Raw genomic sequence first — 12,342 nt, 5'->3', positions numbered from 1 at the left:
GTGAAAGGTGCGACATGCGACTGCAGAGCTTCTACCCGGTGCTCGGCACCGAGGCGATCGCGGCGAGCCGCGACTTCTACTGCCACTGGCTGGGTTTCGAGGTGACCTTCGAGGCGGAGTGGTACGTGAGCCTGCGCCGGCCCGGCCCGACGCCGTGCGAGCTGGCGCTGCTCGACCCGACGCACCCGACCATCCCGGCCGGCTACGGCGCCCCGGCGCGCGGCGTCGTGCTCAATGTCGAGGTGGACGACGTCGACGCGGAGTGGGAGCGCATGGTGACCGCGGGCGGGCTGCGCCCGCAACTGGCGATCAGGAGCGAGGAGTTCGGGCAGCGGCACTTCATCGTCGCCGACCCGGGTGGGGTGCTGGTGGATGTGATCCAGCCGATCGAGCCGGGTCCGGAGTTCTCCGCCCACTTCAACGTATAACCCACCCCGGGTCTTGCGGCAAGCCCCGGTACGTGCCGCAGAATCTCCCACCGTTGCCTTTCACCTGCGGAAATCGGGAGTTTCATGATCGACGTGATCATTGCGGGCGGCGGCCCGACCGGGCTGATGCTGGCGAGCGAGCTGCGGCTGCACGATGTCGGGGTGCTCGTGCTGGAGCAGGAGCCCGCGCCCACCGAGGTGGTGCGCTCGCTGGGGCTGCACGCGCGCAGCATCGAGATCCTGGACCAGCGCGGCATCCTGGAGCGCTTCCTCGCGCTCGGCACGAAGCATCCGGCGGGCGGGTTCTTCGCCGGTATCCCCAAGCCGCCGCCGGAGCAGCTGGACACCGCGCACCCCTTCACGCTCGGGTTGCCGCAGCCGATCACCGACCGCCTGCTCGCCGAGCGGGCCGCCGAGCTCGGCGCCGAACTCCGGCGCGGCACCGCGGTGACCGGGCTGCGCCAGGACGCGTCGAGCGTCACCGCCGAGCTCGCGGACGGCTCCGCGGTGCGCGCCCGCTACCTGGTCGGCTGCGACGGCGGCCGCAGCACGGTGCGCGCCCTGCTCGGCATCGGCTTCCCCGGCGAGCCGAGCCGGGTCGAGACGCTGCTCGGCGAGCTGGCGGCGACCGCGCCACCGGAGGAGATGGCCGCGGTCACGGCCGAGGTGCGCAGGACCCAGCTGCGGTTCGGGATCGGGCCGGTCGGCAACGGCCGGTACCGGGTGGTGGTGCCCGCCGCCGGGCTCAGCGCGGATCGCGGCACCCCACCCACCCTGGACGAGTTCCGCACGCAGCTGCGAGCGGTGGCGGGCACCGATTTCGGCGTGCACTCCCCGCGCTGGCTCTCCCGCTTCGGCGACGGCACCAGGCAGGCCGAGCGGTACCGCGACGGCCGGGCCTTCCTGGCAGGCGACGCCGCGCACGTGCACCCGCCGACCGGTGGGCAGGGGCTCAACCTCGGCATCCAGGACGCCGTCAACCTGGGGTGGAAACTCGCCGCGGCGGTGCGCGGCCGGGCGCCGGACGACCTGCTCGACACCTACCAGGCCGAGCGGCACCCGGTCGCCGCCGAGGTGCTGGACAACACCAGGGCGCAGATGCAGCTCATGGCCCTGGATCCGGGGTCGCGGGCGGTGCGGCGGCTGGTCACCCGGCTCATGGACTTCGAGGAGGTCAACCGCTACCTGGTCGAGACGATCCACGCGATCGGCATCCGGTACGACCTCGGCCCCGGGCCCGATCTCGTCGGCCGCAGGCTGCGCGACATCCCGCTCGGCGCGGACCGGCTCTACCGGCACCTGCACGCCGGGCGCGGGCTGCTGCTCGACCGCACCGGGGCGCTCTCGGTGGCAGGCTGGTCGGACCGGGTCGACCACCTGGTGGCGGAGCGGGCCGAGCTCGACGTCCCCGCGGTGCTGCTGCGGCCCGACGGCCACGTGGCCTGGGCAGGCAGCGACCAGCGCGAGCTGGCCGAGGTGTTGGCGCGCTGGTTCGGCACGGAGAGCTGACAGACCGCCCGACGGATGTCCGGCTTCAGCCGTCAGGTGAGCAGCAAACCGCCGTCGATGTGCAGGTCGTGACCGTTCATCCCGGTGTTGCGCAGCAGGAAATCGGTCGCGTCGACGACCTCGGCCATCGTGACGGCCCGCCCGAGCGGTGCGCGCTGCACGTGCGGCGGCGCCGGGACGTCGCGCCAGCGGGGGCTGTCCCCGACCACGGCGGGGTGCAGGGAATTGACCCGGTGCGGCGCGATCTCGATGGCCAGGGTCTTGGTCAGGCCGCTGATCCCGGCGTTGAACGTGGTCACCATCGTCGAGCCCGGGTACGGCCGCTCCTTGGCCAGCCCGCCGAACAGCACGACCGCGGCGCCGGGGGTGAACCGGTCGCGCAGCGTGCGCACGGCGACCGCGAACCCGACCAGCTTGACCGTGACCGCCTCCACCGCCCTGGCGGTGTCGAAGCCGGCGAACGTCATCGGGGTCAGCGGGCTCGCGGTCAGCACCAGGTGATCCACCTCGGTGACGGCTGCGAACGCGGCGACCAGGCTGTCCGGCACGGCGAGATCGGCGGCGATGCCGATGGTGTCACCGCCGATCTCGCTGGCGGCAGCCGCGGCGCGGGCGGGGTCGCGGCTGGTCACGACCACCCGGTCGCCCTGCTTCGCGCGGTGCTCGGCGATCGCGCGACCGAGGCCGTTGCTGCCGCCGACAATGATCGAGGTCGTCACCCTGTCTCCTTCGAATTCCGCTGCGCCGCCCAGCACTTGGGCGGCGGGTCGCGCCGCGGCTCATCGTAGGGCTTCCTCTGGTCGACGGCATGTCGACCCGGGCGGCCGAGCCGGGGGATCGGCAGCGCGAGCCGCCCCGCGGCGCGGCGGGCGGTGATGCCAGGATGGGCCGGTGAGCCCTCCGAAGCTGTGGCGCGGCCAGACCCTGGACGACCGCACCGCCGAACGTCGCGAACTGCTGCTCGGCGTCGGTCACGAGCTGCTCGGCACCGCGGGCGCGGCGGCGGTGACCATGCGCGCGGTCGCGCGCACCGCCAACCTCAGCCCGCGCTACTTCTACGAGAGCTTCGAGAGCGTCGAAGCGCTGCTGCGCGCGGTCTACGACCGCACCGAGGACGGGCTGCGCGAGCGGCTCACCGGCATTCCGGCCGACGGCGGCACCGCGGCGGTGCTGCGCCGCGCCTTCGAGCGCTGCGGTGACTACTTCGAGGAGGACCCGCGACGCGCCCGCATCCTGCTGCGCGAACCGCTCGCGGACCCGACACTGCGCGCGCACAGCCTGACCAGGGCCCCGCTCTTCCTCCGGGCACTGGCGCCCGCGCTCCCCACCGGTGCGGAGCTCCCGGCCGGGGACACCGGCCTCGCCGTCACCGCGACCGCGCTCACCGGCGCGTTGGTCGCGCTGTACCTGGAGTGGGCCGACGGACGGCTACCGCTCGACCGCGAAGAGCTGGCGCTCGCGGCGGTGCGAACCACGCTGGCGCTCACCGCATCGAGCTGACCCGCGTCCGACGCACCCGACGAAACTCAAGCACCGTCGGGGAATACATCGCCGAGTTCGCGGCGGATCACCACGCCGAGGTACCGCTCCAGGCTGCGGTCGAGCACGCCTGCGGCCACCCGGCTCGGGAGTGCGCGGGTCGCCGCCAGCTCCGCGCTCAGCCGCTCGACATCGTTCCCGGTGCGGGCGGAGCGCCGATACGAGCGGACCGCCGTGCGCAGGAAGATATCGGTGAACTGGCGCGCGATGTGGTCGCAGTCCGCACGGAGCTGCTCGATCTCGTCGAGTGCCCGACCGAGCGGCATGCCCGCGGCGGTGAGCCGGTCGAAGAGTTCGCACAGCGCGGGGTCGGCGGCACGGTAGGTGTTCGCGTCGACCGGTTCGTAGAGCCCCGCCGCCACCGCCCTGCCCAGCCCATCGGGCAGCGCGTCGAAGCGGCGGGCGAGACCGGTGGCCGAGATCAGGCCGTCGGCCGCCTGCCCGTCGGCGGGGGCGGCGGCGGGCGGCGCGGCGACGCCGAGCACGTCGGCGAGGTCCTCCCCGCGGTCCCAGGCCTCGAGCAGGCCGCGGACGCCGTTGAGCGTGATTCCGCGTTCCAGCAGCCGCTCGACGATCCGGATCCGGTTGAGGTGCTCCTCGCCGTAGTAGCCGGTGCGCCCCTTCATCATCGGCGGCGGCAGCAGCCCGCGCTCGTTGTAGTCGCGCAGCGTCCGAACAGTCATCCCCGCCTCCGCGGCAAGGTCGTTGATCGTCAGGTCTCGGTGCACCGCCATGTCTCAAGAAAACCACAGTTGACAGGGGTCCTCGGCCGCGGTCGGGAAGCGCCGGGTGAGGGCGGTGGGCTCACAACCGCACCCTATCTGCCATCGTATGGCAGTATATGCCATCAATATCTGGCACAATCGAGTCTGGGTGAGATGCCGTGGCAGCTATGCAGAATCCCGTCGACCGTCCGCTGTCGAGCACACGGATGCCGCGGTCCCCGAGCAGTCCGTTCCGGCTCGGGGCCGGGCTCGCCGCGGCGCCCGCGGTGCCGCCGATCGAGCCGGAGGCCGCCGTCCTCGCCGAACCGGAAGTGCCGGAGCACAAACGGTTCTGCTGGAATTGTGCCGGCCCGGTCGGGCGCGCGGCGGGCAAGACCCCCGGTGCCACCCACGGCTCGTGCGGACAGTGCCGGGCGCTGTTCGGCTTCCGCCCGCCGCTGGCCGAGGGCGATGTCGTCGCCGAGCAGTACGAGATCCGGGGTTGCCTGGCGCACGGCGGCTTCGGCTGGGTCTACCTGGCGCGGGACCGGCACGTGGGCGGGCGCTGGGTGGTGCTCAAGGGGCAGCGCAACCCGCGCGACCCGGAGGCGCACGTGACGGCGCTGGCCGAGCGGCAGTTCCTGTCGGAGGTGATCCACCCGGCGATCGTCAAGATCTTCAATTTCGTGACCCACCGCGGCGCCGGTTACATCGTGATGGAGTACATCGGCGGCCGGTCGCTCGGCGCGCTGCTCGAGCAGCGCGGAGCGGAGCCGATCCCGGTGCCCGAGGCGATCAGCTACCTGCTGGGGATCCTGCCCGCGCTGGACCATCTGCACTCGCTCGGCCTCGCCTACAACGATCTGAAGCCGGACAACGTCATGGTGTGCGGGACCGAGGTCACGCTGATCGATCTCGGCGCGGTGGCCGCGCTGCGCTCCGGCGGCGCGCTCGAGGGCACGCCGGGATTCCAGGCCCCCGAGGTGGCGCGGACCGGGCCGACGGTCGCCTCCGACATCTACAGCGCGGGCCGGACCCTCGCGGCGCTGGCCCTCCCCGGCGACACGGCCGCCGAGCTGCGCGCCGAGGAGCCCGCGCTGCGCAGGCACCCGGAGTTCGCCGAGCTGCTGCGCCGGGCCGTCGACCCGGACCCGGACCGGCGATTCCGCTCCGCCGCGGCGATGTACCGCCAGCTCGAGGGGGTGCTGCGGATGGTGCTCGCCCGGGAGACCGGCCGCGACCAGCCGCGGGTCTCGGCGACCTTCGGTGCGCTGCGCGCCGACTTCGGCGCGGCGGCGCTGCTGGAGTCCGTGGACATCACGCTCGGCGGCGACCTCCCGTCCCGGCTCACCGCCCGTGGTCTGGCCGCCGCGCTGCCGATTCCGATGGTCGATCCGGACGATCCCGCGTCGGGGGTGCTCGCGGGCCGGGCGCACGCCGATCCCGACCGCGCCTTCGAGGCGCTGCGGATCACCCGGGCCGCGCTGCGGGCCGACGCGGTCGACCCGCCCGAATCGTTCGAATTGGAGTGCGCACTGATCGAGGTGCGGGCGTACCTGGACATCGGCTCGACGGCCACCGCGCGCGAACTCCTCGAGCTGCTGCGGGTCGCGCACCCCGTCGAGTGGCGACTGGACTGGTTCGAGGCGCTGGCCGCGCTGGCGACCGGTCGGCTCGAGCGCGCGCACGCGCGCTTCGCGGCCGCGCGCGCCATGGTGCCGGGCGAACTCGCCCCGGTGCTCGCGCTCGCGGCGACCGCCGAGTTGCTGGCGAACGCCGCCACCGAGCCCGGCGACCGGGAGCGCTGGCAGCGCCGTGCCGCCGCGGACTACCGCACGGTGTGGCAGACCGATACCACCGTGGCGGTCGCGGCCTTCGGGCTGGCCCGGATGGCGATCGCCGCGGGCGAGCCGGTCGCCGCGGTCGACACGCTGCGGCAGGTGCGCTCGACCGCGCCCGACTACGACACCGCCCGGATGACGCTCGCCCTGCTGCTGGTCTCCCGGCCCGCGGCCGAGCTGTCCCAGGAGGAGCTGGACGAGGCGGCACACCGGCTGCACGGCCTGCCGCGCGATCGCCGTCTGCTCGAACTGCGGGCCGCGGTGCTGGACGGCGGGCTGCGCTGGTTCGGGGCGGGCGGCCGGCCGGAGCGCCAGGGGGATACGCTGCTCGGCTGCTGCTGCACCGAGCGGGGCCTGCGCAAAGGGCTGGAGGCGGCGCTGCGGGCGGTCGCGGAGGTCACCCCGAACAGCCTGGACCGCTTCGCCCTGGTCGACCGGGCCAACGCGGTGCGCCCGCGGTCGTGGTTCTGATAACGCGTTCCGCCTCCGATCGGCGGGAACGTACGCTTGGATGGACGGCATGGAGCTGCAGACCATCGCCGACCGGATCGAGATCACCGACCTGCTCACCCGCTACGCGCACGCGGTGGACGAGAAGGACTGGGAGCTCTACCGGACCGTGTTCACCGCCGACGCGCACATCGACTACGGCACCGCGGGCGGCCCGGTCGGCGACCTGGAGAAGGTGATCGACGGCCTCACCACCGGACTCGGATTGTTCAGCCGCACACAGCATTTCATCTCGAACATCGCCGTCGAGCTGGACGGTGACAGCGCGAAGGTGCGGGCCATGTTCTTCAACCCCATGGTGGTGAAGCCAGGCAAGCAGTTCTTCTGCGGCGGCTGGTACAACCACGACCTGGTGCGCACCGAGGCGGGCTGGCGCAGCCGCAGGCTGATCGAGGAGGCGGCCTGGTTCGACGGCCTCGAGGCCGCCTTCGCGGCGGATTGAGCCCGCCGAAAACTAGAACACGTTATTGTCGCTGGATGGACCTGGATGCGCTCGAGGCGATCCGCGGGCTCAAGTACCGCTACTTCCGCACGCTCGACCTGAAGCTGTGGGACGAGTTCGCCGACACCCTCGCCGATGACTGCCGCGGCCGCTACGGCACGCACGCCCTCGGCGATCCGCTGGTGCTGGACGGCCGCGCCGCCATCGTCGATTTCATGCGGGAGAACGTGGGGCCCACCATCGTCACCACGCACGTGGCCAACCACCCGGAGCTCCGGGTCGACGGCGACACCGCCACCGGCAGCTGGTACTTCGAGGACACCGTGATCGCCACCGAGTGGAGCGTGCTGATCCGCGGCGCCGGCTACTACGCCGACGAGTACCGCCGCGACCCGGACGGCGCCTGGCGCATCACCGCCACCGGCTACCGGCGGATCTACGAGTCCTCGCAGTCGCTGGCCGACACCCCCAGCCACCGGCTGCTGAGCAATATGTGGGCCCAGCCGGGCTGAGGGCGCCGGACGGTCAGCAGCCGTCCGCGAAATCGAGCGCCTGCGCAGGCACCGCGTCCACGAAGGTCTCGACCGAGCAGGCCCACGCCCGCATCGTCTCCTCCCCGAGCAGGGCGGTGAGCTGCGCGGTCTGGCTGGCCTGGGCGCGCAGCGCGACCAACTTGCGGTCGGCCGCCGCGTCGTCGAGCCGGAGCCGCACCGCGACCCGGTCGGGCGCGGCGCGCCACGGCAGGTCGTCGGAGGCGAACATCCCCAGCCGGTCGTAGAGGTGCCGCCAGGTGTCGGCGAACTCTGCGGTGACCCGCGCGAACAGCAGCCGGGCGTTCGGCGCCGCCCGGTTCCTGGCGGCCTCGGCCCAGGCCGAGACCATGCGGTGGTCCGGGTGGCCGGTGAAGCCGTCGGGGCCGAAGGTGAGCACCACCTCGGGGCGCACCTCGGCCACGATGCCCGCGAGCCGCGCCACCACGGCGTCGAACGGCTGCCGAACGCAGTTGCCGTCGGGCAGCCCGAGCTGGTGGTGTTCGGTGACGCCGAGTGCCGCGAGGCTCGCGGTGAGCTCGGCGTCCCTGATCGCGGCCAGCCGCTCCGGCGGCCACCGCTCCGGGTCGTCGGTGCCGTGCTCGCCGCGGGTGGCGGTGACGCAGACGACCCGCCTGCCCGCGGCCCGCGCGGCCGCCATCAGCCCGCCGGAGAGGTAGACCTCGTCGTCGGGATGGGCCCAGATGCCAAAAACCGGGCCGGTTCCCGGGAGGGGGATCGACATCACAGCGCCGTCCTTCTAGTGGGTGATCTCGTAGAGGATGTTGAACGGGTTCTCCATCTCGACCCGCCGCACGGTGCCGAAACCCGCCGCCGCGCACAGCTCGCGCGCCGTGTGCTCGGGGAACCCGCAGGTCCCGAGCCCGGCGCCGCCGTGCGCGAGCGAGGTGGTCATGCAGTAGAGCACGCTCACACCGTAGAAGTAGGCGGCGATCGGGCCCTGGTTGTCCTGCAGCCGGTGGCTGGAGTTGATGTCCAGGCACAGGTAGCGGCCGTCCGGGCGGAGCGCGGCGTTGATGGCGCCGAGGATGCCGCTCGGGTCGGCGGCGTCGTGGATCACGTCGAAGGTGGTGATCACGTCGTAGCTGCCGGGCAGCCCGCCGGAGACGTCGAGGCACTCGAAGCGCACCCGGTCGGCGACGCCCGCCGCCTCGGCCGCCGCCTCGGCCGCCGCGATCGACTCCGGGTGCACGTCGAAACCGGTGTAGCGGCCCGCGGGGTAGCGCTCGGCGAGCCGGATCAGCGCCCGGCCGCGGCCGCAGCCGATGTCGGCGACATCGGCGCCGCGGCGCAGCGCCGCCTCCAGCTCCGGCAGCGCGGGCAGCCAGACCTGCGGCAGCAGGTGGTCGAACCAGGCCGCGCTGAACCGCTCCAGCCCCTGGAACCAGTCCCGCGGGTAGGCCGTGATCGGCACGCCGCCGCCGGTCCGGAAGACCTCCAGCACCTGGCCGAGCATCCCGGAGAGACCGTAGAGCGCCTGGTGCAGCCCGCCGATGTGGGCCGGGCTCTCGGTGGCGAGCACCGGCACGTGGGCGGGCGGGAGCAGGTAGGTGCCCGCGCCGGGGTCGTGGTTCAGGTAGCCGTGCGCGGTCATCGAGGCCAGCCACTCGCGCAGGTAGCGCTCGTCGGTGCCGGTCCGCGCGGCGAGCTCGGCGCTGGTCACCGGCCTGGAGTCGGCCAGCGCGCGCCACAGCCCGAGCCGGTCGCCGAACATGGTCATGGTGGTGACCATCCAGGTGGCCGCGTCCGCGACCGCCCGGCCCGCGAAGGCCTCCACCTCCGCCGGGTCCGCGACCTGCGGCGCGTGCTGCTCGGTGGTACTCATCGTCTGCAACCTCCTGTGTCGATGTCGTCGATGCGAGGATGGGGCGACGCTGTTGCCGCTCGGTTGTGGCGCGGTTGCGGGCACGGAATCGGGGCCGGATGGAGTTCGAGGTACTCGGCGCGCTGCGGGTGCGGCACGCGGGCGGCGCGGTCGCGCTCGGCAGCCGCGCGCAACGGCTGCTGCTCGCCGTGCTGCTGGTGCACGCGGACACCGTGGTCTCCACCGACCGGCTGATCCAGGCGCTCTGGGGCGAGCAGCCGCCGCCGACCGCGCTGCGCACCCTGCACAGCCACATCGCCAGGCTGCGCGGCGCGCTGCACGCCGACGGCGTGCAGCGTCTGCACACCCGCCCGCCCGGCTACCTGCTGTGCGCCGAGACGCTCGACGCCGCCGAGTTCGCGCGGCTGCTCGGCGCGGCCCGCGACGCCGACCCGGAGCGCGCGCGGCACCTGCTCGACGCGGCGCTCGCGCTCTGGCGCGGGCCCGCGTACGCGGAGTTCGCCGAACTGGACGCCGTGCGCCCCGAGGCCGACCGGCTCGCCGCGCTGCGGCTGGACGCGGTGGAGGAGCGGTTCGAGGCGGCGCTGGCGGCCGACCGGCGGGACGGGCTGGTGGCCGCGCTGCAGGCGCACGTGGCCGAGCATCCGGTGCGGGAACGTCCGGTCGGGCAGCTGGCGCGGGCGCTGTACCGGGACGGGCGCCAGGCCGAGGCGCTGGCCGCGCTGCGCGCGCTGCGGACCCGGCTCGACACCGAGCTCGGCGTCGAGCCGTCGGCGCCGCTGCGCGCACTGGAAACCGCCGTGCTGCGCCAGGACCCGGCCCTGACGGCGGCGGCGCCGGTGTGCGGGCTGCCGCTGCCCGATACCGCGCTGATCGGCCGAGAGGCCGAGCTCGCCGCGGTCGCGGCCGGGTTGCGGGCGCACCGCCTGCTGACCCTCACCGGGCCGGGCGGGGTCGGCAAGACCACGCTCGCCCTGCACGCCGCGCACGGGGCCGGGGCACCCGCGGCCTGGTGCGAATTCGCCCCGCTCACCGGCGCCGCCGTGGTGCAGGCGGTGGCCACCGCGGTCGGGGCGCGCCGCCAGCCGGGCGCGAGCCTCACCGCGTCGCTGCTCGCGCTCCTGGCCGAGCGTGAACTGCTGCTCGTGCTCGACAACTGTGAACACGTCCTCGACGAGGCCGCGCGGCTGGTCACCGCGATCCTGCGCAGCTGCCCGCAGGTCACCGTGCTCGCCACCAGCAGGGCCGCGCTCGGTGTGCCGGGGGAGTGGCTACACCCCATTCCGCCGCTGGCCCTGCCGGATTCGCCGGAGGACGACACCGCCCCCGCGGTCCGGCTGTTCGCCGAGCGCGCCCGCGCGGTGCGGCCGGGGCTGGAGCTGGACCGGGCGAACCTGCGCCACATCGCCGAGGTGTGCCGCCGGTTGGACGGGCTGCCGCTGGCCCTCGAGCTCGCGGCGGCGCGGGTCCGGGTGCTGAACCCCGCCGACCTCGCGGCCCGGCTCGCCGCGCGCACCGACCCGCTCGGCGCCGCCGGGGCCCGCAGCCTGCGGGCGGTGCTCGACTGGTCCTACGCGCTGCTCGGCCCGGCCGAGCAGCGGCTCTTCGCCCGGCTCTCGGTCTTCCACGGCGAGTTCGGCGCGGACGCGGCGGAGACCGTGGACGGCGGCCCCGCGCTGGCCCCGCTCACCGCCCTGGTCGACAACTCGCTGGTCACCGTGGCGGAATCGGCCGGGGCGGTCCGCTTCTCGATGCTGGAGACGGTCCGCGAGTACGGTGCCGACCTGCTGCGCCGCCGCGGCGAGGCGGCCGCCGTCCTCGACCTGCACGCGGGCTGGTTCACCGAACTCGCCGAGCGCGCCGACGCCGGGCTGCGCGGCCCCGACGAGGCGCACTGGTACGCCGTCGTCACCGCCGACCTGGACAACCTGCGCGCCGCGCACCGGCACACCGTCGCCGCGGGCGACACCGACCGCGCGCTCCGGCTCAGCGCCGGGCTCGCGCTCGCGGTGCTCTACCGCTTCCCGGACGAGGTGGTCGCCTGGGGCGAGACCGCGCTCACCCTCCCCGGCGCGCCCGCGCACCCGCGCTACCCGGCGGTCTGCGCCGCGGTCGGCGAGGCGCTGACCTTCGGCGGGGAGCACGACCGCGCGCTCGCCGTCGCCGAGGCCGCGCTCGCCCCGCTGCCCGCGCCCGCACCGGAGCGCATGCCGCTGCTCAAGATCCGCGCCGCCGTCGCGCTCTACCAGGGCAGGCTGGCCGAGTGCGGCGCCGCCACCGCCGAGCTGCTCGCCCTGGCCGAGACCGCGGGCAACCACTGGTACGCGGCCGAGGCGCTGCTCTTCGCCGGGCTCGCGCGCACCTACGCGGGCGCCCCGGCCGCCGGGCTCGCCCTGGCCGAGCGGAACCTCGCCGCCGCCGCGGCCGCGGGCAACCCGAGCCTGCGCGCCTGGGCGCTCTACAACCGGGCCGAGGCGCTGGCCGTGCTCGACCCCGACGCGGCGCTGCTCGGCTACAGCGAGGTGGCGGCGCTGGCCGCCACCGTATACAGCGTGTTCGCCGCCAATGTCGCGCACGTCGGGCTGGCCACGCTGCACCTGCGCGCGAACCGGGTCCCGGCGGCGCTGGAATCCTTCGCCGCCGCCGTGCGCGGATGGCGGGCCATGCAGGTCTGGCACCACCAGCGCACCACGCTGCGCGCCCTGCTCCCGCTGCTGGCCCGCGTCGCCGAGACCGACGCCGCCGTGCTGCTCGGCGCGCTGGAGCGCGGCGACCCCGGCTTCGGCGCGGACGCCGACGCGGTGGCGCCGGTGGCCGCCGCGCTGCGTACGGCGCTCGGTGACATCGCCTTCGCGCAGGCGCACGCGGCAGGGTCGGTGCTGAGCCGGGAGGCCGTGGCCGACACCGCGCTCGCCGCGCTCACCGCGGCGGCGATTCGGATCGGCTCGAGCGGGACGGCGGACCCGCCCGCGCGCACTGGCTAGCGTGATCAG

The 12,342-nt window shown here is 74.4% G+C and carries 11 protein-coding genes; 7 read left to right on the top strand and 4 right to left on the bottom strand.

Annotated elements, in window-relative coordinates; all coding sequences use genetic code 11:
• Positions 1–14 precede the first annotated feature (14 nt).
• Positions 15–428, top strand: a complete 414-nt coding sequence (locus ACFUUZ_RS05650; RefSeq protein ID WP_378692868.1) for a VOC family protein — start codon at positions 15–17, stop codon at positions 426–428.
• An 84-nt stretch (positions 429–512) separates the two neighbouring features.
• On the top strand, positions 513–1,937 hold the full coding sequence (rox, locus tag ACFUUZ_RS05645; RefSeq protein WP_378692866.1) for a rifampin monooxygenase: 1,425 nt from the start codon (positions 513–515) through the stop codon (positions 1,935–1,937).
• Positions 1,938–1,969: 32 nt separating this feature from the next.
• Here rox and ACFUUZ_RS05640 read toward each other — a convergent pair whose 3' ends face one another.
• Positions 1,970–2,656 carry an SDR family NAD(P)-dependent oxidoreductase gene (locus ACFUUZ_RS05640; protein ID WP_378692864.1) on the bottom strand — a complete coding sequence of 229 codons (687 nt, stop codon included), beginning with the start codon at positions 2,654–2,656 and terminating at the stop codon, positions 1,970–1,972.
• 172 nt (positions 2,657–2,828) lie between these two features.
• On the opposite strand from ACFUUZ_RS05640, the gene ACFUUZ_RS05635 reads away from it, so the two are divergent.
• Positions 2,829–3,437, top strand: a complete 609-nt coding sequence (locus ACFUUZ_RS05635) for a TetR/AcrR family transcriptional regulator (RefSeq protein WP_378692862.1) — start codon at positions 2,829–2,831, stop codon at positions 3,435–3,437.
• Between the two features lie 26 nt (positions 3,438–3,463).
• Here ACFUUZ_RS05635 and ACFUUZ_RS05630 read toward each other — a convergent pair whose 3' ends face one another.
• Positions 3,464–4,210, bottom strand: a complete 747-nt coding sequence (locus ACFUUZ_RS05630; protein ID WP_378692860.1) for a MerR family transcriptional regulator — start codon at positions 4,208–4,210, stop codon at positions 3,464–3,466.
• A 197-nt stretch (positions 4,211–4,407) separates the two neighbouring features.
• Here ACFUUZ_RS05630 and ACFUUZ_RS05625 point away from each other — a divergent pair, with 197 nt between their 5' ends.
• Genes ACFUUZ_RS05625 through ACFUUZ_RS05615 form a run of 3 tightly spaced genes read left to right on the top strand, consistent with a single transcriptional unit; the run spans position 4,408 to position 7,485 of the window.
• Complete coding sequence (locus ACFUUZ_RS05625) at positions 4,408–6,492, top strand: tetratricopeptide repeat protein (RefSeq protein ID WP_378692858.1); 2,085 nt, start codon at positions 4,408–4,410, stop codon at positions 6,490–6,492.
• A 49-nt stretch (positions 6,493–6,541) separates the two neighbouring features.
• Positions 6,542–6,973, top strand: coding sequence for a nuclear transport factor 2 family protein (locus ACFUUZ_RS05620; RefSeq protein ID WP_378692918.1), 432 nt, complete (start codon positions 6,542–6,544; stop codon positions 6,971–6,973).
• A gap of 35 nt (positions 6,974–7,008) precedes the next feature.
• Positions 7,009–7,485 carry a nuclear transport factor 2 family protein gene (locus ACFUUZ_RS05615; protein ID WP_378692856.1) on the top strand — a complete coding sequence of 159 codons (477 nt, stop codon included), beginning with the start codon at positions 7,009–7,011 and terminating at the stop codon, positions 7,483–7,485.
• A 13-nt stretch (positions 7,486–7,498) separates the two neighbouring features.
• On the opposite strand, the gene ACFUUZ_RS05610 is transcribed toward ACFUUZ_RS05615, so the two are convergent.
• Positions 7,499–8,248 carry a PIG-L deacetylase family protein gene (locus ACFUUZ_RS05610; RefSeq protein ID WP_378692854.1) on the bottom strand — a complete coding sequence of 250 codons (750 nt, stop codon included), beginning with the start codon at positions 8,246–8,248 and terminating at the stop codon, positions 7,499–7,501.
• Positions 8,249–8,263: 15 nt separating this feature from the next.
• Entirely contained in the window at positions 8,264–9,349 is a 1,086-nt protein-coding gene (locus ACFUUZ_RS05605; RefSeq protein WP_378692853.1) for a methyltransferase, read from the bottom strand.
• Positions 9,350–9,447: 98 nt separating this feature from the next.
• On the opposite strand from ACFUUZ_RS05605, the gene ACFUUZ_RS05600 reads away from it, so the two are divergent.
• A complete protein-coding gene (locus tag ACFUUZ_RS05600) occupies positions 9,448–12,333 on the top strand; it encodes a BTAD domain-containing putative transcriptional regulator (RefSeq protein ID WP_378692851.1) in 2,886 nt (961 codons plus the stop codon).
• Positions 12,334–12,342 lie beyond the last annotated feature (9 nt).

The organism is Nocardia sp. NPDC057353, assembly GCF_042667085.1.
In the GTDB taxonomy this organism is placed as follows: Bacteria; Actinomycetota; Actinomycetes; order Mycobacteriales; family Mycobacteriaceae; genus Nocardia.
This window is presented reverse-complemented; position numbering and strand designations above follow the sequence as displayed.

Bases quoted from the DNA above. Each gene is read 5' to 3' on its own strand.
- ACFUUZ_RS05650 (WP_378692868.1), top strand. From the start codon at position 15: ATGCGACTGCAGAGCTTCTACCCGGTGCTCGGCACCGAGGCGATCGCG.
- rox (WP_378692866.1), top strand. From the start codon at position 513: ATGATCGACGTGATCATTGCGGGCGGCGGCCCGACCGGGCTGATGCTG.
- ACFUUZ_RS05630 (WP_378692860.1), bottom strand. From the start codon at position 4,210: ATGGCGGTGCACCGAGACCTGACGATCAACGACCTTGCCGCGGAGGCG.
- ACFUUZ_RS05625 (WP_378692858.1), top strand. From the start codon at position 4,408: ATGCCGCGGTCCCCGAGCAGTCCGTTCCGGCTCGGGGCCGGGCTCGCC.
- ACFUUZ_RS05620 (WP_378692918.1), top strand. From the start codon at position 6,542: ATGGAGCTGCAGACCATCGCCGACCGGATCGAGATCACCGACCTGCTC.
- ACFUUZ_RS05615 (WP_378692856.1), top strand. From the start codon at position 7,009: ATGGACCTGGATGCGCTCGAGGCGATCCGCGGGCTCAAGTACCGCTAC.
- ACFUUZ_RS05610 (WP_378692854.1), bottom strand. From the start codon at position 8,248: ATGTCGATCCCCCTCCCGGGAACCGGCCCGGTTTTTGGCATCTGGGCC.
- ACFUUZ_RS05605 (WP_378692853.1), bottom strand. From the start codon at position 9,349: ATGAGTACCACCGAGCAGCACGCGCCGCAGGTCGCGGACCCGGCGGAG.
- ACFUUZ_RS05600 (WP_378692851.1), top strand. From the start codon at position 9,448: ATGGAGTTCGAGGTACTCGGCGCGCTGCGGGTGCGGCACGCGGGCGGC.